This window comes from Micromonospora krabiensis (genome assembly GCF_900091425.1).
Lineage (GTDB): Bacteria > Actinomycetota > Actinomycetes > Mycobacteriales > Micromonosporaceae > Micromonospora > Micromonospora krabiensis.
Genome location: NZ_LT598496.1, coordinates 4,750,223 through 4,768,039, shown reverse-complemented (window position 1 = coordinate 4,768,039; position 17,817 = coordinate 4,750,223). Strand labels below are relative to the sequence as shown.

Here is a 17,817-nt window from a genome sequence, read left to right as displayed (position 1 = left end):
CGATCGCGAGACGGCACGGGGCCGGGGTGGCGCGAGCGAAGAGCCCCCTGTTGCTACCCCTCGCTGTTCGCCCGCGCCGTCACCCCCCGGTGAATCCCCGCTCGTCGCACACTAGCCACCGATGACGACGCGGTTTGTCCGATGTAGGGGCCTGTGTCCGAGTGACATCGGCAGTTCTGCCGGTCTTTCTGCCGGTCGATACCGGCGGCGCGACCGAGCGCCAGGAGCCGGTCACCGGGAAGTGGCTCCCGGACCGGATCAGCGAGGGGGCGCGGCGGCCGGATCGTCGGCCGGCTGGTCCTCCGGGTGGCCGACGCTGCCGGCGGTCGCGCAGGGGTGCACGGCGTCGCGCACCCGCCGCAGCCCGTCCAGCAGCGCCCGCAGGCCCTCCGGGTCGAGTTGACCGGTGAACCACTCCTCGATGATGCGCAGATGCCCGGGGAGCACGTCCTCCAGCCGTTGCATGCCGGCGGCGGTGACGACGGCGTACGAGCTGCGCCGGTCGGTGGGACAGGCGCTGCGCACGAGGAGACCGTCGCGCTCCATCCGGTCGACCACGCGGGTCACGCCGCTGGTGGACAGGGAGGTCTGTGCCGCGAGGTCGGTCATCCGCAGCCGGTTGTCGGGTGACCGGGCCAGCCGGGTCAGCACCTCGAACTCGACCGAGGAGAGATCATGCTCCTCGAACTGGGCGGCGAACCGGGCGGAGAGCCCGGAGTGCACCTCGTAGAGGAGACCGACGGCGGTGATCCGAGGGTCGTCCAACTCGTTGTTCACCCGTTCATCGTACCAGTACTTGACACGGGGAATATTGCGACAGTTATAGTTGCTGCCGGCAGTTGTTGGGCCGTTCAACATCCCTGGAGGAGAAGCGCCATGACCAGCAGCACCGAGTCGGTCACCCGCGACTGGGAGGGTCTCACCATCCCCACCCCCGGCACCTACCTGCTGGACGCCGCGCACGCGCGGGTCGGCTTCGTCGCGCGCCACATGATGGTGAGCAAGGTCCGCGGGCAGTTCGCCGACGCCACCGCCACGATCACCGTCGCCGAGAACCCGCTGGAGTCCTCGGTCACCGCGACCATGCAGGCCGCCAGCATCGACACCAACCAGGCCGACCGGGACGGGCACCTGCGCAGCGGCGAATTCCTCGACGTCGAGAAGTACCCGACGCTGGAGTTCCGCAGCACCGGCGTCAAGTCCCACAGCGGCAACGAGTTCGTGCTCGTCGGCGAGCTGACCGTCAAGGACGTCACCCGGCCGGTCGAGCTGGAGGTCGAGTTCGAGGGCGTGGGCCGCAGCCCCTTCGGTCAGGACATCTTCGGGTTCTCCGCGAGCACCGAGATCGACCGTGAGGAGTTCGGTCTGACCTGGAACGTCGCCCTGGAGACGGGCGGCGTGCTGGTCAGCCGCAAGATCAAGATCGAGATCGAGGGCGAGGCCATCCGCCAGGCCTGATCCCACCGGATCTCCGTACGCCGGGCCCGCGCCGCACGTCGGCGCGGGCCCGGCGTCGTCGTACGTGCGAATTGTCACGACCTGTTCGCCGACTCGGACGGTGGTGGGCAGGTCAGGCGGGGTAGAGATGCCGACGGGAGCGCACACCCGGGTTCCGCCCGGGGCCGCCTCCACGCCGGATACCCGAGCCCGCCTCTGGTCCTGGCGCGGTGGGCGCTTCTACCGTGATGGCTGACAACGCGCGTCCGGGGCGGCACCGTCCCGACCGCGCCTCGTGCCGGGAGGACACATGGGCAGGGACGTCTCGCAGGGCGCCTTCACCCGCGAGGACCGGGTCCGCTACCGGCAGAAGGTCCGGCGCTGCCTGGACGTCTTCGCGCTGATGCTGGACGACTTCGGCTTCGACGCCGACCGGCCGATGACCGGGCTGGAGATCGAGCTGAACCTGGTCGACTCGGCCGCCGAGCCGGCCATGCGCAACGAGGAGATCCTCGCCAACATCGCCGACCCGCTCTTCCAGACCGAGCTGGGGCAGTTCAACCTGGAGCTGAACGCGCTGCCCCGGCTGATCGAGGGCGCCGGCTTCGCCGACTACGAGCAGGACCTTCGCAGCAGCCTGTCCCGCGCGGACGAACGGGCCGCCAAGTCGGACGCCAAGATCGTGCTGGTCGGCATCCTGCCCACCCTGACCGAGGGGCACCTCGTCGCCGACAATCTCTCCACCAACGAGCGCTACCGGGTGCTCAACGACCAGATCGTCGGCGCCCGGGGCGAGGACATCGAGCTCGACATCCGGGGTGTCGAGCGGTTGCAGACCCACACCGACTCGATCGCGCCGGAGGCGGCCTGCACGAGCCTCCAGTTCCACCTCCAGGTGGCGCCGGACAGCTTCGCGGACTACTGGAACGCGTCCCAGGCCATCGCCGGCGTCCAGGTGGCGATCGGCGCGAACTCCCCGTTCCTCTACGGCCGGCAACTCTGGGCCGAGACCCGGATCGCCCTGTTCGAGCAGGCCACCGATACCCGGCCCGACGAGCTCAAGGCCCAGGGCGTACGCCCCCGGGTGTGGTTCGGCGAGCGCTGGATCACCTCGATCTTCGACCTGTTCGAGGAGAACGTCCGCTACTTCCCGCCGCTGCTGCCGATCTGTGAGGACGAGGACCCGGTGGAGGTGCTGCACGCCGGCGGTGTGCCGCAGCTCGGCGAGCTGCGCCTGCACAACGGCACGGTCTACCGGTGGAACCGTCCGGTCTACGACATCATGGACGGTCGCCCGCACCTGCGGGTCGAGAACCGCGTGCTGCCAGCCGGCCCGACGGTGGTGGACATGCTGGCCAACGCCGCCTTCTACTTCGGCCTGGCGCGGGCGCTCGCCGAGGCGGACCGGCCGATCTGGAGCCAGCTCACCTTCAGCTCCGCCGAGGAGAACTTCCACGCCGCCGCCCGGCGTGGCATGGACGCCGTCCTGCACTGGCCCCGGCTCGGCGACGTGCCGGTGACCCAGCTCGTCCTGGACGTCCTGCTGCCCAAGGCCGCCGCCGGCTTGGACGGGTTCGGTGTCGCGCCGGCCGAACGGGACCGGCTGCTCGGCGTCATCGAGCAGCGCTGCCGGACGGGCCGCAACGGCGCGGTCTGGCAGACCGAGGCGGTCTGGGCCGCCGAACGCCGCCGGGGCATGGACCGCGCCGCGGCCCTGCACGACATGGTCCAGCGGTACGCCGAGCTGCAGCGCAGCAACGAGCCGGTGCACACCTGGCCGGTGGACTGACCCGTCGTCAGTCCGACCGGCGCGGGGAGCGTCCCCGTCGGCCCTCGCCCTTGGTCGGCGCCACGTCCTGGTCCGCCCCGGCCGGTTCCCGCTGCTCCTCCTCGCTCACCCGGGGCGCCGGCACCCGCGGGCCGGTTGCGCCAACGGTCTCGCCGCCCGGGGATCCGCCGCCGGCCGCCGTCGCGGCGTCCTCGGGCGTCGTGACCGGGCGCCGGCCGCGTCCCGAGGTGGCCCGCCGGCCGCGGCCGGACGCCGAGGACTCGACGCCGCCGGACGCGCCCGGCTCGGTCGGGGCGTTCGGCTCGGTCGGCGCGGGCGGCGGGGTGGTCTCGACCACCGGCGTCCGCGTCGCCGTGCCGGCCGTCGAGCGACGCTCGGCGCGCTGGGCCAGCGCCGCGATCAGCACCGAGCCGCCGATGCCTCCGATCACCGCGTACGGCGCGATGAGGTGCGCCGACACCTGCTCCGGGCTGATCGCCGAGAGCCGTGGCACGGCCAGCAGGTAGGCCAGCGCGACGAGCAGCGGCCCGGCCCCGCCGGAGACGGTCGCGCCGACCCGGTGCTGTGCCGAGCGTGCCCCGCGTCGGGCGGTCAGCAGGCTGATCACCAGCGCGGACCCGAGCGACAGCACGGCCCCTGGCCAGTAGAGGTAGTCGCGGATCCAGAACTCCGGCCGGTCCGCGCTGATCTGCCAGATGCCGAGCTGTGCGGTGGTCAGCCCCCGTCCGGAGAGCACCCCGTCGACGACCGCGATCACGGCGAGCAGCCAGAGCCAGGCCACGCTGGCGATGATGTTGTTCGCCGCGGACCGCGACCGGAGCGCCCAGAACGCGGAGAGCACCCCGATCACCACGCCGATCATCGCGTACGCGGCGGCGACCCGCTGTGGCGTCGCCGTGTCCGGAGCCTCGGCGACCCGGGCGGGAACGGCGATCAGCAGCGCGGTCACCAGGGCGCCCAGCCCGGCCGCCAGCGCGAGACCGAACTGCCCCAGTGCCCCACCACCGGCGGCTCGCTCAACCGTTCCCTCGCCGGAACCGGCCGAGACGACGGCGCGACCGGCGGAGGCAGTGGGGGGACCAGCCGGGACGCCGGTGGCACCGGCGGCGACGGTCCCCGGAGCGGCCGAGGCGGCGGCGGGATCGGTCGCGACGGCGTTGGCCGGACCGGTTGCGACAGCGCCGGAACCGGTAGAGGTGGCGGTGAGGGTGGTCGTCGTTCCGCCCGGGGCGGCGACCGCGTCGCCGGTGAGCGGGGGGGCGTCGAGCGGGCGGGCGGCGTCGAGCGGGCGGGCCGGGCGGGAGTCGCCGTCGGCACTCGCCGGGCCCCGCTCGCGGAGCCGGTGCGCGCAGACCGCACCGAGGATGGTCGACGTCGCCGCGATCCAGGTTGCCCAGACCAGGCTGGCGACCCAGGCCGCCGGAGCCGCGCCGGCCTCGGCGGGAGCCCAGTTGATGATGCCCAAGCCGTACCCGAAGCCCAGTTGGGCGGCACCGGTACCGGCAGCAACGCCGATCGCGGTCGCGATCGATCCTCCCCAGCCGCGTCTGGCCATGCGGGGCAGCGTAACGTCCCGTCGTCGGTGCGGCGAGCCATCGGCGACCGGCTGTCCGCCAGGGCGCCGCGAGCTCGGCAGACCGTGGCGGTGGCATGGCGGTGCGTGGTGGCACGGGCGGTTGAGCGGCCGGCGGTGCCGGCTTGGCCGGGACCGGTACGGTCGCCGGTGACGGAGGCGGTGGCGTGTGACGGACGGGAACACGGGCGGTGCCGGCGAGGCCGGATCGAGCCGGCTGCACCTGGTGCTCGGTGGTGGCCTGGCAGCGGTGCTGCTCGCCGCCATCGGCGCGACCGGTGGCTGGGTGCTGGCCGGCGAGGACGACGTACCCCCGGAGAATCCGCTCGCGGTGGCGACCGCGACCGGCGGTCCCAGCGTCGCGCCCACGCATCGGCCCACGGCCACCCGCAGCACCCCCTCGGCGCCCCGGACGTCCGCGTCCAGCGGGCTGACCGTTCCGCCGGTGATCGGGCTCGACTTCGTGAAGGCCCGGTCCGAGTTGCAGGGGCGGCGGCTGGGCTGGCGTCTGGTCTTCGGGACCGGCACCGGCCGTACGGTCGAACGGACCTCGCCGGAGGTCGGCGCCGAGGTGAAGCGCGGAGCGACGGTGACGCTCTACGTCACCGGGCCGGCCCCGACCAACACCGTGCCGGACCTCGTCGGCGAGGACTGCGGTGACGCGGCCGAGGCGTTGGGCCAGGAGGGCTTCTACCCGCGCTACCCGAGCGGGCGGCACGGCACCGTCAGCCGACAGGACCCGGTGGGGGGAGGCACGGCGCGCTGGAACGACGAGGTCCACATCTGGTGCGGGGACCCCACGAACGACGAACCGTCGACCAAGCCGACGCCGTGACGGGGGCGGGCGTCGGGATCGTGCCGCCGGGCCGTCCCGGCCAAGTCGGCAAGGTGATACCCGCCGATGGTGGTGCGGACCGATAGGTTGACGGTCGAGGGCCAGGGCGCCCGCCCGGTTCGGGAAGGACGGTGCGATGAGCGACGAGCGCCAGGGACCGCCGACCGGGGACCACGACGGCGACGAGACCCGGCCCCTGCCCCGCCCGGCCGACGAGCCGTCCGACCGCACGCAGCGGCTGCCCGCCCCGGGCGGGCCGGCCGACGCCGACCAGACCCGGCCCACGTCGCCGGCACCGTCCAGGCCGGGCCCTCCCGGCGAGACGACCTCGCCGGGCCGTCCCGTCGACGAGACCGCCCCGTCGGGCCCGGACGAGACCGCCCCGCTCGACCGTCAGCCGGACGAGACCGCGCCCATCGGGCGGCCGGCGGACCGCACCCGGTCGCACGACCGCACGCCGCCGGCGGATCCGACCGCGCCGCTGCCGCCGGAGCGGTCCGCGCCGTGGTCGGGGCGCGCCGAGGTGCCGCCACCCCGACCGGCCGACTACCGGGATCCGGCCACCGAGTGGTACGCCGAGGACCAGGGCGGCCGGCGTTGGTGGCTGCCGATCCTCTGGGGCATCCTGGCGTTGCTGCTGGTCGCGTTGCTCGGCACTGCGGTGTGGCTGGTGCTCAGCGCCGACGAGGACCGGCCCGGCCCGGAGCCCACCCTGTCGCCGTCGCTGACCACGGCGGCCCGCACGAGTGCCGCGCCGACGTCGGAGGCGCCGACGAGCGAGCCGCCCAGCAGCGCGCCACCGACCACCGAGGCGGCCGGCATACCCGTGCCACCGGTGACGGGGCTGCCGCAGGAAACCGCGGAGTCACTCCTCGACCGGTTGGGGATCAGTCACCGGGTGCAGTTCCGGCCGTCCGAGCTGCCACCGGGAGTGGTCATCGGCAGCGAGCCCGGGCCGGGTGAGCTGGTGACCGACGACGAGGAGGTCCTGCTCCTGGTCTCCCAGGCCGACCCGTCTCCGTCGCCGGAGACGTCCACACCGACCCCGACGACGACCGCCACGCCCTGACCGCCCGGCACGGAGCGGTCACCACATTCGTCGCCTGGTGCCGACCAGGCCGAGCCCGACCAGCGAGATGGTCAGGCCGATGACGCCGGACCAGAAGAGCGAGCGTCGGATATCCGCCGCCGAGTGCGGTCCGCCGGCGGGGGCGGTGTTCCCGGCGAGCGCGTCGGAGCCCGAGCCGGCTCCGTTTCCGGTGGTGCCGGCGCCGCCCGGTCCGGCGCCCGCGCCGCTCGACGGGCCCGCGTCGTCCAGGCCGCCGGCGGCGTCCGGGCTTCCGTGCCAGCCGGGTTCGTCCTCGGGCGGGCCGCCCTCCCCGATGACGGTGATCTCCGGTGCCGGTACCGGCTCCTGAAGGTGGGTGGAGGAGAGCGCGGGGTCCCGGATCAGGATCGCGAGCGTGGTGGCGGCGCCGAAGAGCGCCAGGATTCCGAAGGCATAGCTGATACGTGAGCGGTGGTGCCGCCGCGCGGCGGGCAGATTGACCATGACCATCCCAGGGTCGGGGTCCTGACGCGCGGGGTGGAACGTGCCGGGGTGGGCGTGCCTCGATTCTATGGCGACGACACGCCCGCCAGCAGTGGTTTCGCCTGCTCAGCCCACCCGAACGGGCGTCCGCGCGAGCGGCCGGCGCGGACGCACGGTGTGCGGGCGCGGCCCCGGGGCGGAGGCCAGTTGCCGCAGCCCCTCCCGCAGTACGAAGATCGACCGCCGGTTGACCGCGTCCCCCGCCGCGTTCAACTCGTAGCCGTCGAGCCAGAGCCAACCGTCGTAGGTCGGCCAGTCGAGGACCCTGATCACGCGGAACGTGATGGGCCGGAGGAACTGGACGCTCGCCGCGCGAGTCACGTGCAGTACGTCACCGGAGCGGGGAAGCACATGGGCTCCTGAGGGTTCGGCCGGCGGACGTGCCGGCGATTCGGATCGGGGGAACGTCTCGGCCGGTGAACGGGGTCGTGCCTCGTGGACCGGTGTGGTGCGGGTGGTGGTGGTCGGGCCGTACCCGCTGGTGGCGCGCCGCCACCCGACCATCACCCGTGCTGCCGTCCGGATATCGCGCCCGCCGCCGCAGCCAACTGGCGTGCAGCGGCGGGGTCTCACCCCGGTGCAGCTCTGGTTGCCGTAGGCCCGGCCACCCCGCCGGCCACCCGTCCCGACCGGCGATGATCACCGGTGGAGTTCGGGCGGGGACGGTGAGTAATCCGCGCCATACGGACAGGGTGCACCAGAGTCATGCTTCATGCAAGTTGCACGTCGAGTTTTGCCGATACGTGAGTGCGTCCCGCAAACCGGCGCTTGTAGCCGTTGGCGTTCGGACGGCACACTGAGGGCCGGTTTCGCCCGTCGCGGCCGGTCGAGGACCGGCACCACCCCCCAGCCGCGAAACGCCCGCCGGCCGAGGGTCGCGCCCGCGGCGGGCGGCGAGCATCGGCGCGTCGACCGGAGGTAGGCCGGGTGAGGCGAGCAGCCAGCGTTCCCAGAAGGTGCCCGTGTGCACGAAGAGCGGGCCAGGCCCGCCGGTGGGGACCGAGGTGACCCAGTGAGTGAACGGCGCAGCCCGACGATCCGGCGTCGGCGGCTCGGCGCGGAACTGCGCCGGCAGCGAGAGTCGGCGGGCATCACCATCGAGGTGGTGGCCGAGCAGTTGGAGTGCTCGGCTTCCAAGATCTCCCGCATCGAGACCGGCCACACCACGGCGACACCCCGCGACGTGCGGGACATGCTCCGGATCTACGGGGTGGTCGGCGCCGAGAGCGACGAGTTGGTCCAGATCGCCCGGGAGGCCCGGCAGAAGGGCTGGTGGCACCCCTACAGCACCGTCCTGGTCGGCGCGTACGTCGGGCTCGAGGCGGCGGCCAGCTCCATCCGGGCGTACGAGCAGCAGGTCGTGCCCGGTCTCCTGGAGACCGAGGAGTACGCCAGTGCGATGATCCGGGCTGCCCGGCCGGACTTCACGCCGGACCAGGTCGCACAACGTGTCCGTGTCCGGCTCGGTCGACAGTCGTTGCTGACACAGGATGATCCGGTCGATCTGTGGGTGGTGCTCGATGAGGCGGTGGTGAGCCGTCCGGTGGGCGGGGACGAGGTGATGCGTGGCCAGCTCAAGCGGCTGGTCGAGGTCGCCGAACTGCCGAACGTGACGTTGCAGATCCTGCCGTTCGAGGTAGGGGCGCACGCCGGCATGGACGGGACCTTCACGATCCTCAGCTTCCCTGAGCCCGGTGATCCGGATGTCGTGTACGCGGAGAACGCCACGGGTGGGCTCTTCCTCGAGAAGAGCGACGAACTGCAGAAGTACAGCTTCATCTTCGATCACATCCGAGCAGCGGCCATTCGTCCGGAGGAGTCCGTCGCACACATCGCGAAACTGGCAGAGGAGCCGTTGTGGAAATGGCGACCAAGAGGTTCTCCGTGAACCTGACGCAGGCAACGTGGTTCAAGAGCTCGAAGAGCGGGCCGAACTGTGACAACTGCGTGGAGGTGGCGTACGTGACCGGCGCGGTCGGAGTGCGGGACTCCAAGGACAAGTCCGGGCCGGCCCTGGTCTTCGCGCCCGGCGACTGGCGGGCGTTCGTCACCCACGCCCGGGAGGGCGCGTTCGACCCGGCCTGATCCGCGGTTGGACGACTGACGGACCGATCCCCGTCCGGGGCAGCCGGACGGGGATCGGTCCTGTGCGCGGCGCCGACGCTGTCGCCCAGGCGGACCAGGATCCGCCGGGAATCCCGTCGCCACATCCGTCCCGCCTCGTTGAACCCGTCGTTACGGCGCTGGTCGACAACCCGCCGCAGGGATCCGCAACCGAGCGAGGCAGGCGAGACGGATGACGACGATCGGGTCAGACAACCTCACGAACGGTCCCGGGAAGCCGGAACGGTTCGGCGGCAAGTACCGCGGGGCGCGCCGGGACACCGTCCTCACCGAGGTGGTCTCGACCGGCTCCGACCTGGACGAGCGGGACGCGCCGGCGCCCGAGCAGCCCGGCCCGTCGCTCTCGCTGCCGTCGCTGGACCCGAACCCGCTGACCGAGCCGTCCTTCCCGCCGCACGGCTGGACGACCGAACCGGGTGAGTCGCTGGTCGATCACCCGCTGCTGCGCGGCCTGCTGATGGAGTTGCCGCCGAAGGGCAGCGTGCCGCCTCCGGGCTGGCTGGACCGGTGGTTCGAGGCGACCCGTGCCATCCTGGAACTGCTATACGTGCAGGGCTCGGGCCGGTCGCGCTGACGCCGGCTCGGAGCGGCCCACCGTCGGCGCCGGGCGGCTGACGATCGGTGTCGAGCGGTGGACCGCCGGCTCCGGCTGGCCCGTCACGGGCGTACGCCGCCGCTCCGTCGCCGCGGGCCGCCGGATCCGCTCGGCGAACCGGTTGTGCCGCAGCGCGTGCCGGATTCCGACGGCCAGGACGGCGACCGCCCCGACGGTGATCGCCGGGCCGGTCACGCCCGGCCTGGCGAACAGGTCACTGCCGCTCGCCGTGATCACCGCCGGCACCGTGAGTAGGCCGGTGACCTGCAACGGCAGGCCGATCAGCGGGTGTGCCGCGGCGGCCCGCAGGCCGTGCGACGCGGGCGTGTCGGGCGCCGTGGCAAAGGCGCCGGCACCCGACCACAGCCGGTGCACCCGGCGTACGCCGCAGGCCGCCACAACGAGCGCGGGCAGCGCGGCGAGGTCGAGCGCGGCCGCGGCCCGGTCCGCCGTGGCGCCGCCCGGGCTGAGCAGCCCGGCTCCCAGTACGGCGGCGGTCAGCGTCAGGCCGGTGAGGGTCAGGACGAGCAGCCATCCGCTGCGGCGGCGTAGCGCGCAGGCGCGATCAAGCCCGGGAAGTCCGTCGGCGAGGACGCCGGCGGCCAGCCACACGGCGGCGATCGGCACGAGAACGGCGAACTGGCTCTCCATGCTGGACAGTCTTGCCCGATTCGGGGCTCCGCGAATCCGGGCGTGTCCCCTGTTCACCCCGGACGTCGTCCCGTAGGGGCCATCGTCCTCGGGTTATGAAACATTCGACATGTTTCTCTTCGTAACCGTCCTGGCCTACTCTCGGCTAGATCGGCCGCCGTCGATCTGAGCGTGACCCGCCTCGGGCGGCTGCCGGCCGGAGAGGGAGGTAGCAAGATGGGTCTTGCCCACAGGTCCGTGCTCGTCGGGGTGGCCACGCTGAGCATGCTGGTCGCCGCGACACCCGCGCTGGCCGCGGAACCAACGGGAACCATCCGGGCGGCGGGTGGGGAAACGGCCGTCGCCGACAGCTACATCGTCGTCTTCAAGGACACCGCCGTCGGCCGCGACACGGTCGGTGACAACGCCAGCCGGCTGGTCGGCCGGCACGGCGGCACGGTCGCCCGCACCTACGGTGCGGCACTGCGCGGCTTCGAGGTCCGGGTCGGCGCGAAGGCCGCCGCGCGGATCGCCGCCGACCCCGCCGTCGCGTACGTCGAGCAGAACCACACCGTCTCGATCGCCGGCACCCAGACGAACCCGCCGTCCTGGGGGCTGGACCGGATCGACCAGCGGAACCTGCCGCTGAACAGCTCCTACACCTACCCGAACACGGCGTCCAACGTGCGCGCCTACATCATCGACACCGGCGTGCTCTACGGCCACAACGACTTCGGCGGGCGGGCCGTCTCCGGCTTCGACGCCGTCGACGGCGGCTCCGCCGACGACTGCAACGGTCACGGCACGCACGTCGCGGGCACCGTCGGCGGCTCCGCGTACGGCGTGGCGAAGGGCGTGCAGATCGTCGGCGTCCGGGTGCTCAACTGCCAGGGCAGTGGCACCAACGCCCAGGTGGTCGCCGGCATCGACTGGGTGACCGCGAACGCGGTCAAGCCGGCGGTGGCGAACATGAGCCTCGGCGGGTCCGCCAACAGCTCGATCGACACGGCCGTCAACAACTCGATCAACTCCGGCGTCACCTACGCGGTGGCCGCGGGCAACGGCAACGCCCTCGGCGTCCGGCAGAACGCCTGCAACTACTCCCCGGCCCGGGTGCCGGCGGCGATCACCGTCGGCGCCACCCAGAACAACGACGCCGCCGCCAGCTTCTCCAACTTCGGCACCTGCGTCGACATCCTGGCGCCGGGCGTGAACATCACCTCGGCCTGGTACACGAGCGCCAGCGCGACGAACACCATCAGCGGCACCTCGATGGCGTCCCCGCACGTCGCGGGGGCCGCGGCGCTCGTGCTCTCGGCCAACCCGTCCTGGACGCCGCAGCAGGTACGGGACAACCTGGTCAGCAACTCCACGCCGAACGTGGTGACCAACGTGGGCACCGGCACCCCGAACCAGCTGCTCTACGTGGTCAACGGGACCCCGCCGGCCAACGACTTCTCGGTCTCGGTGTCGCCGACCTCCGGCTCCACCGCGCCGGGCGGCTCGGTGACGGCCACCGTCGGCACGGCCACCACCGCCGGCTCCGCCCAGTCGGTCAGCCTCTCCGCCAGCGGCCTGCCGACCGGTGCGACCGCGTCGTTCAGCCCGGCGACGGTGACCTCCGGCGGCTCGTCGACCCTCACCATCGCCACCTCGGCGAGCACTCCGGCCGGCACCTACCCGATCACGATCACCGGGACCGGCACGGCCGGCGCCCGTACGGCGACGTACACGCTGACGGTGACCGGCTCGGGTGGCGGCGGCTGCTCCGGCACCAACGGCACCGACGTGGCGATCCCGGACACCGGCGCCACGGTGGCCAGCACGATCGCGATCGCCGGCTGCAACCGCAACGCCTCGTCCTCGTCGACCGTGGCGGTGAACATCGTGCACACCTACCGCGGTGACCTCGTCATCGATCTGGTCGCCCCGGACGGCTCGTCGTACCGGCTGAAGAACAGCAGCTACTTCGACGGCGCCGACAACGTCAACACCACCTACACCGCCAACCTGTCGAGCGAGGCGGCGAACGGCACCTGGCGCCTCCAGGTGCGCGACGTGTACGCCGGTGACACCGGCTACATCAACACCTGGACCCTGACCCTCTGACACCGCAACACCCAGGAACCCCTCCCACGTCGGTGGGAGGGGTTCCGTCGGGTCCGTGGGTCGGCGGCGCCGGTCAGACGGCGAAGCCGGTGGGGCGCTCGGTGGCCGGCGCCGGCGGGGTGGCCTTCCACAGGCCCAGCTTCTGCGCGGCGAGTCGGCTCAGGTAGGCCGGGTTGAGGATGATGTAACGCCGCCAGAGCCGCTTCGGCTCCAGACCGAGCCGCCAGAGCCACTCCAGGCCCGCCCGCTGCATCCACGACGGAGGCTGGTGCAGCAGCCCGGCGTGGTAGTCGAACGCCGCCCCGACCGCCATCAGCGGCATGTCCAGCAGCGGTCGCATGGCGTACGCGAAGACCTCCTGGCGGGGGCAGCCGAGCCCGACCAGGACGAGCCGGGCGCCACTGGCCCGGATGCGGTCGGCGATCTCGCCGTCCTCGCCCGGCTGGGCGGCACGGAACTTGGACGGCTCCACCCCGGCGATCTTCAGGGCCGGGAACATCCGCTCCAGGGCGGGGATCAGCCGTCCGAGGGTCTCCTCGGTCGAGCCGTAGAGATAGACCGGAAGGCCCTCGTCGGCGAAGCGGGACAGCACGTGCAGGGTCAGGGTCGGGCCGTAGACCCGGTCGGTCAGGCCGGCGTGGTGCAGCAGGTTGAGCGCCCAGCGCACCGGCTGCCCGTCCGGGGTGACCACGTCGAAGGAGTTGAGCCGGGCGTTGTGGGCCGGGTCGAGCACGCCGGTCATCACCCCGTGCACGGCCAGCGCGGTCAGCGCCAGCGGCCGACGCTCCCGGGCGGCCGCCACCACCTGCTCGGTCGCGGCCTCGTAGTCGGTGGCGTCGACCAGGACGCCGAGGACGTTCCGCTTGCCGTGTCCGCTCATGCCGTCGGCACCCACTTGTCGACGTTGGCCTCGTAGATCTCCCGCAGGATCATCGGTACGTCGTACGTGATCTTCCAGTTCGGGTAGTGCTCCTCGAACCGGGCCATGCTGCTGACGTACCACTGGTGGTCGCCGGTGCGCGCCTTGTCGACGTAGTTGATCTGGGCCTCGCGGCCGGTGATCTGCTCGGCGATCCGGAACGCCTCGATGTGCGAGGTGTTCGAGTGCCGGCCACCGCCGAGGTTGTAGACCTGCGCTGACCGGGGCTCCCGGAAGAACGCCTCGAAGGCGGTCAGCACGTCGTGGGAGTGGATGGCGTCGCGCACCATCTTGCCCTTGTAGCCGAAGAGGTTGTACGTCCGGCCCTCCATGACGCAGCGCATCAGGTAGGCCAGGAAGCCGTGCAGCTCGGCCGCCGAGTGGGCCGGCCCGGTGAGCGTGCCGCCGCGGAAGCAGGCGGTCTTCATGTCGAAGTAGCGGCCGTACTCCTGGACCATCACGTCGGCCGCGACCTTGGAGGCGCCGAAGACCGAGTGCAGCGACTCGTCGATCGACATCTCCTCGGTGATGCCCGCGTGGAACGGGTGGTCCTCGGGCAGCTCGTAGCGGGTCTCCAGCTCGACGAGGGGCAGGCTGTTCGGCCGGTCCCCGTAGACCTTGTTGGTCGAGCAGTGGATGAAGGGCGCGTCGATGGCGTGCCGGCGCGTGTTCTCCAGCATGTTGAGCGTGCCGCCGGCGTTGACGTCGAAGTCGGTGTAGGGCTCCTTGGCGGCCCAGTCATGGCTCGGCTGGGCGGCGCTGTGGATCACCACCGCGATGTCGGACCCGTACTTCTTGAAGATCTGCTCCAGGCCGTCGCGGTCCCGGATGTCCACCGAGAAGTGGGTGTACGACCCGCCGAGGTCGGCGCCGAGCCGTTCCAGGCTCCAGGCTGTGGAGCCGTCCGCGCCGAAGAAGTACCGCCGCATGTCGTTGTCGATGCCGACCACGTCGAGACCGAGGGCGGCGAAATGCCGTGCCGCCTCGGAGCCGATCAGACCGCCCGACCCGGTCACCAACGCGACACTCACACGCCACTCCTGGTTCCTCGGAGGCAGAAGACGAGTCGGAGCATAGCGTGATGCCCGACATGCCCAATATGCGGTAAGGGCCCCGCATCAATCTGCGGAGCCCTTGACACTCTGGTGGGGAAGGGGGGAGTTGAACCCCCACGCCCTTTCGGGCACACGGACCTGAACCGTGCGCGTCTGCCATTCCGCCACTTCCCCGTGGCACGACCGGATCACTGTAATCCGCCCCGGCCTCGCCGTCTCCGGCGGGGCCCGGAACATATTACGCTGTCCCGGTCATCGCCTCGAACGAGTACCGTTCGCGGCGGACGAAAGAGTAGCACGACAGAAGCGGCCCGTCCGAACGGGCCGTGAGCAGGCGGCCGAGCGGCGTGTGAGCTGCGCGCGCGCCGGCCGGATACCATCATGTCCTCGGGACCCGAGGAGGAGCCGGTGAGCGTGCTGCAACGCTTCGAGAAGCGTCTGGAAGGCCTGGTCGAAGGGGCCTTCGCCAAGGTCTTCAAAGGGGTGGTCCACCCCGTGGAGATCCTCAACGCCATGCAGCGGGAGGCCGAGGCGCACAAGGCCATCCTGGCCGGTGGGCGCACGTTGGTGCCCAACCGCTACGTGATCGATCTCTCGCCCTACGACCACAGTCGTCTGGCGCCGTACGCCGCCGCACTGGCCCAGGAGTTGGCCCAGTCGCAGGCGGAGTTCATCGGCGAGCAGGCGTGGACGGTCTACGGCGACGTGATCGTCGAGATCGAGCGCGGCGAGGGGCTGGACACCGGCATGTTCCGGGTCACCGCCGAGGTCTACACCGGTGGCGAGGTCGCCCCGGCGCCCGGCCCCGGCTACGACGCCGGCCCGCCCGCCTACCCGGCGTACGACCAGGGTGGCGGCTACGGCCCGCCGCCCGGCCACGGCGGTGGGCGCAACGTGCGGCTGGTCTCCGGCGACGGGCGCACCTACCCGCTGCAGATGGGCTCGACGGTCATCGGCCGCGGCGACCAGGCCAACCTGCGCCTGCCGGATGTCGGGATCTCCCGGCGGCACGCCCGGCTGGACTTCGACGGTGGTCAGGTCGTGCTGACCGACCTCGGCTCGACCAACGGCACCATGGTCAACGGCCAGCGGGTCTCCGCCGTCGCGCTCAACCCCGGCGACATGATCCAGCTCGGCACCACCACCCTGACCTTCCGCGTGGACGGCTGATCCGCCTTGCCGGAGCTCGTCATCACCGTCGCCCGGTTCGGGTTCCTGATTCTGCTGTGGATCTTCGTGTTCACAGTGGTCGGCGTCATCCGCCGGGACCTCTTCGCGGGTGCCCGCTCGGGCCGGCTGGTCGCCGCGCCCCGGGCCGTCGGCGCGTCGACGGGGCAACCCGCGAAGCCGGCGAAGGTGAAGCGGGGCAGGGCGGCGCACCAGCTGGTGGTGACGGCCGGTCAACTGGCCGGCACCCGCATCACGCTCGGTGAAGCGCAGATCACCATCGGTCGGGCGGAGGACTCCACCCTCGTGATCACCGACGACTACGCCTCCGCGCGACACGCCCGGCTCGTGCCGCGCGACGGGCAGTGGTTCGTCGAGGACCTCGGTTCGACTAACGGCACCTATCTGGATCGCGCTAAGGTCACCGGACCGACCCCCGTTCCCCTCGGCGTGCCGATCCGGATCGGCCGCACTTCCCTCGAATTACGGCCATGACTCTGACCCTGCGCTACGCGGCCCACAGCGACCGCGGTCTGATCCGAGACGGTAACCAGGACTCCGTCTACGCCGGACCGCGGCTACTCGCCGTTGCCGACGGCATGGGCGGCATGGCCGCCGGTGACGTCGCCAGCAACATCGTCATCGGTGCCATGGCACCGCTCGACGAGGACGTCCCCGGTGACGCCCTCGTCGACGCGCTGCGTTCGGCCGTGGGCACCGCCAACCAACAACTCCGCGAGACCGTGGACGCCAACCCTCAGCTCGAGGGCATGGGCACGACGCTGACCGCCACGCTCTTCAGTGGCAGCAAGATCGGCATGGTGCACATCGGTGACTCCCGGGCCTACCTGCTGCGCGGGGGTGAGTTCGCGCAGATCACCAAGGACGACACGTACGTCCAGATGCTGGTCGACGAGGGCCGCATCAGCGCCGAGGAGGCGAGCAGTCACCCACAGCGGTCGCTGCTCACCCGGGCGCTCGACGGCCGGGACATCGACCCGGAATACTCCGTCCGCCAGGTCCTGCCCGGCGACCGCTACCTGATCTGCAGCGACGGGCTCTCCGGCGTGGTCAGCGCGGACACCATCGCCGAGACGATGCGGGACTACGCCGACCCTCAGCAGTGCGTCGAGCGGCTGGTGCAGCTCGCGCTGCGCGGCGGCGGCCCGGACAACATCACGGTGATCATCGCCGACGCCACCGACCAGGACATCGTCGAGGCGTCCCCGATCGTGGGCGGCGCCGCCGCCCGGGACCGGGGCATGGCCACCGCGGCCGACGACTCCACCCCGGCGGCCCGGGCCTCCGCGCTCTCCGCGCCCCGGCCCCCGGCGCCGGAGGAGCCCGCGGCCTCGGCCGACGACGAGCCGGAGCGGCGCCGCCACCGGCCGGTCCGGGCCGCCGCCATGGCGCTGGCCCTGGTGGTGATCCTCGGCGGTGGGCTCTTCGGCGGTTGGAGCTACACCCAGCGGCAGTACTACGTCGGTGCCACGGAAGACGGCCAGGTGGCCGTGTTCCGCGGGATACAGGGCCAGATCGCCGGCATGGACCTCTCCAGCGTCCACTCCCGCAGCCCCGCCGACCTGAACGACCTGACCCTGGCCGCGCAGGAGCAGGTCAAGCAGGGGATCCCGGCCAAGAGTGAGCCGGACGCCGCGCGTCGGCTGGCCGAGCTGACCAGCGACAGCCCGACGAACCCCAACCTGAAGCCGATCTGCCCGCCGAGCCTGTCGCCGGGCACCGAGACGGGCGCGCCCACGCCGACGCCGAGCGATGTCGTGACGTCGCCCACGGCGGAGGTCACCCCCACGGCCGGCACGCCGGCCGCCGGCAGCCGCACCCCGGTCGCCAACCCCAGCCCGAGCAGCAGCGTGGCAGTCGGTGAGCCGACCGCCACGCCCGACGCCCCGCCCTCCGACTCGGCTCCGCCGGCGCTCGACCCGGCCGGCTGCCGGTCGCCCGAGTGAGCGCCGGCCCGACTCCGAGGACCCTT

Annotated in this window: 18 protein-coding genes and 1 tRNA gene; 11 read left to right on the top strand and 8 right to left on the bottom strand. The window is 72.2% G+C overall.

Features of this window, described 5'->3' with window-relative positions:
• Positions 1-258 precede the first annotated feature (258 nt).
• A complete protein-coding gene (locus GA0070620_RS21825; RefSeq protein ID WP_231921894.1) occupies positions 259-777 on the bottom strand; it encodes a MarR family winged helix-turn-helix transcriptional regulator in 519 nt (172 codons plus the stop codon).
• Positions 778-876: 99 nt separating this feature from the next.
• On the opposite strand from GA0070620_RS21825, the gene GA0070620_RS21820 reads away from it, so the two are divergent.
• Positions 877-1,458 (top strand): YceI family protein, encoded by a 582-nt coding sequence (locus GA0070620_RS21820; protein WP_091593724.1) that lies wholly within the window; start codon positions 877-879, stop codon positions 1,456-1,458.
• Between the two features lie 289 nt (positions 1,459-1,747).
• Positions 1,748-3,226 (top strand): glutamate--cysteine ligase, encoded by a 1,479-nt coding sequence (locus GA0070620_RS21815; protein WP_091593721.1) that lies wholly within the window; start codon positions 1,748-1,750, stop codon positions 3,224-3,226.
• Positions 3,227-3,233: 7 nt separating this feature from the next.
• On the opposite strand, the gene GA0070620_RS33720 is transcribed toward GA0070620_RS21815, so the two are convergent.
• Positions 3,234-4,781, bottom strand: coding sequence for a hypothetical protein (locus GA0070620_RS33720; RefSeq protein ID WP_231921893.1), 1,548 nt, complete (start codon positions 4,779-4,781; stop codon positions 3,234-3,236).
• A gap of 187 nt (positions 4,782-4,968) precedes the next feature.
• Between GA0070620_RS33720 and GA0070620_RS21805 the strand changes: the two genes are divergently transcribed.
• A complete protein-coding gene (locus GA0070620_RS21805; protein ID WP_091593719.1) occupies positions 4,969-5,634 on the top strand; it encodes a PASTA domain-containing protein in 666 nt (221 codons plus the stop codon).
• Positions 5,635-5,770: 136 nt separating this feature from the next.
• A complete protein-coding gene (locus GA0070620_RS21800; protein ID WP_091593717.1) occupies positions 5,771-6,703 on the top strand; it encodes a PASTA domain-containing protein in 933 nt (310 codons plus the stop codon).
• An 18-nt stretch (positions 6,704-6,721) separates the two neighbouring features.
• Here GA0070620_RS21800 and GA0070620_RS21795 read toward each other — a convergent pair whose 3' ends face one another.
• Together GA0070620_RS21795 and GA0070620_RS21790 are read right to left on the bottom strand one after the other, a co-directional pair.
• The gene (locus tag GA0070620_RS21795) at positions 6,722-7,192 is read right to left on the bottom strand and encodes a hypothetical protein (RefSeq protein WP_091593715.1); all 471 of its coding nucleotides are present in this window, start codon (positions 7,190-7,192) and stop codon (positions 6,722-6,724) included.
• A gap of 99 nt (positions 7,193-7,291) precedes the next feature.
• Positions 7,292-7,576: a hypothetical protein gene (locus tag GA0070620_RS21790; protein WP_091593713.1), complete on the bottom strand. Its 285-nt coding sequence runs from the start codon at positions 7,574-7,576 to the stop codon at positions 7,292-7,294.
• A 661-nt stretch (positions 7,577-8,237) separates the two neighbouring features.
• On the opposite strand from GA0070620_RS21790, the gene GA0070620_RS21785 reads away from it, so the two are divergent.
• The 3 genes from GA0070620_RS21785 (at position 8,238) to GA0070620_RS21775 (ending at position 9,923) form a co-directional block, all read left to right on the top strand.
• Positions 8,238-9,113, top strand: a complete 876-nt coding sequence (locus tag GA0070620_RS21785; protein ID WP_091593710.1) for a helix-turn-helix domain-containing protein — start codon at positions 8,238-8,240, stop codon at positions 9,111-9,113.
• Positions 9,089-9,310, top strand: a complete 222-nt coding sequence (locus GA0070620_RS21780; protein WP_091593706.1) for a DUF397 domain-containing protein — start codon at positions 9,089-9,091, stop codon at positions 9,308-9,310. The genes GA0070620_RS21785 and GA0070620_RS21780 overlap by 25 nt, the downstream gene beginning before the upstream one ends.
• 211 nt (positions 9,311-9,521) lie before the next feature.
• Positions 9,522-9,923: a hypothetical protein gene (locus tag GA0070620_RS21775; RefSeq protein WP_091593703.1), complete on the top strand. Its 402-nt coding sequence runs from the start codon at positions 9,522-9,524 to the stop codon at positions 9,921-9,923.
• Here the strand turns inward: GA0070620_RS21775 and GA0070620_RS21770 are convergent.
• The gene (locus GA0070620_RS21770) at positions 9,891-10,595 is read right to left on the bottom strand and encodes a hypothetical protein (protein WP_172836475.1); all 705 of its coding nucleotides are present in this window, start codon (positions 10,593-10,595) and stop codon (positions 9,891-9,893) included. The two genes, GA0070620_RS21775 and GA0070620_RS21770, sit on opposite strands and share 33 nt — an antisense overlap.
• A 216-nt stretch (positions 10,596-10,811) precedes the next feature.
• Here GA0070620_RS21770 and GA0070620_RS21765 point away from each other — a divergent pair, with 216 nt between their 5' ends.
• Positions 10,812-12,683, top strand: a complete 1,872-nt coding sequence (locus tag GA0070620_RS21765; RefSeq protein ID WP_091593701.1) for a S8 family peptidase — start codon at positions 10,812-10,814, stop codon at positions 12,681-12,683.
• Positions 12,684-12,756: 73 nt separating this feature from the next.
• On the opposite strand, the gene GA0070620_RS21760 is transcribed toward GA0070620_RS21765, so the two are convergent.
• The 3 genes from GA0070620_RS21760 to GA0070620_RS21750 form a co-directional block, all read right to left on the bottom strand.
• The gene (locus GA0070620_RS21760; RefSeq protein ID WP_091599155.1) at positions 12,757-13,563 is read right to left on the bottom strand and encodes a WecB/TagA/CpsF family glycosyltransferase; all 807 of its coding nucleotides are present in this window, start codon (positions 13,561-13,563) and stop codon (positions 12,757-12,759) included.
• Positions 13,560-14,633 (bottom strand): NAD-dependent epimerase/dehydratase family protein, encoded by a 1,074-nt coding sequence (locus GA0070620_RS21755; protein WP_091593698.1) that lies wholly within the window; start codon positions 14,631-14,633, stop codon positions 13,560-13,562. The genes GA0070620_RS21760 and GA0070620_RS21755 overlap by 4 nt, the downstream gene beginning before the upstream one ends.
• A 112-nt stretch (positions 14,634-14,745) precedes the next feature.
• A tRNA-Leu gene (locus GA0070620_RS21750) sits at positions 14,746-14,831 on the bottom strand.
• A gap of 207 nt (positions 14,832-15,038) precedes the next feature.
• Here GA0070620_RS21750 and GA0070620_RS21745 point away from each other — a divergent pair.
• The 3 genes from GA0070620_RS21745 to GA0070620_RS21735 are packed head-to-tail and all read left to right on the top strand — an operon-like array spanning position 15,039 to position 17,791.
• On the top strand, positions 15,039-15,827 hold the full coding sequence (locus tag GA0070620_RS21745) for an FhaA domain-containing protein (RefSeq protein WP_091593696.1): 789 nt from the start codon (positions 15,039-15,041) through the stop codon (positions 15,825-15,827).
• Positions 15,828-15,833: 6 nt separating this feature from the next.
• Positions 15,834-16,319: an FHA domain-containing protein FhaB/FipA gene (locus tag GA0070620_RS21740; protein ID WP_088996760.1), complete on the top strand. Its 486-nt coding sequence runs from the start codon at positions 15,834-15,836 to the stop codon at positions 16,317-16,319.
• Positions 16,316-17,791 (top strand): PP2C family protein-serine/threonine phosphatase, encoded by a 1,476-nt coding sequence (locus GA0070620_RS21735; protein WP_091593694.1) that lies wholly within the window; start codon positions 16,316-16,318, stop codon positions 17,789-17,791. Before GA0070620_RS21740 ends, GA0070620_RS21735 begins: the two co-directional genes overlap by 4 nt.
• Positions 17,792-17,817 lie beyond the last annotated feature (26 nt).

Coding starts and splice junctions, on each gene's coding strand:
- GA0070620_RS21770 (WP_172836475.1), bottom strand. CDS start 10,595: ATGGAGAGCCAGTTCGCCGTTCTCGTGCCGATCGCCGCCGTGTGGCTG.
- GA0070620_RS21745 (WP_091593696.1), top strand. CDS start 15,039: ATGTCCTCGGGACCCGAGGAGGAGCCGGTGAGCGTGCTGCAACGCTTC.
- GA0070620_RS21795 (WP_091593715.1), bottom strand. CDS start 7,192: ATGGTCATGGTCAATCTGCCCGCCGCGCGGCGGCACCACCGCTCACGT.
- GA0070620_RS21735 (WP_091593694.1), top strand. CDS start 16,316: ATGACTCTGACCCTGCGCTACGCGGCCCACAGCGACCGCGGTCTGATC.
- GA0070620_RS21800 (WP_091593717.1), top strand. CDS start 5,771: ATGAGCGACGAGCGCCAGGGACCGCCGACCGGGGACCACGACGGCGAC.
- GA0070620_RS21820 (WP_091593724.1), top strand. CDS start 877: ATGACCAGCAGCACCGAGTCGGTCACCCGCGACTGGGAGGGTCTCACC.
- GA0070620_RS33720 (WP_231921893.1), bottom strand. CDS start 4,781: ATGGCCAGACGCGGCTGGGGAGGATCGATCGCGACCGCGATCGGCGTT.
- GA0070620_RS21760 (WP_091599155.1), bottom strand. CDS start 13,563: ATGAGCGGACACGGCAAGCGGAACGTCCTCGGCGTCCTGGTCGACGCC.
- GA0070620_RS21815 (WP_091593721.1), top strand. CDS start 1,748: ATGGGCAGGGACGTCTCGCAGGGCGCCTTCACCCGCGAGGACCGGGTC.
- GA0070620_RS21780 (WP_091593706.1), top strand. CDS start 9,089: ATGGCGACCAAGAGGTTCTCCGTGAACCTGACGCAGGCAACGTGGTTC.
- GA0070620_RS21765 (WP_091593701.1), top strand. CDS start 10,812: ATGGGTCTTGCCCACAGGTCCGTGCTCGTCGGGGTGGCCACGCTGAGC.
- GA0070620_RS21775 (WP_091593703.1), top strand. CDS start 9,522: ATGACGACGATCGGGTCAGACAACCTCACGAACGGTCCCGGGAAGCCG.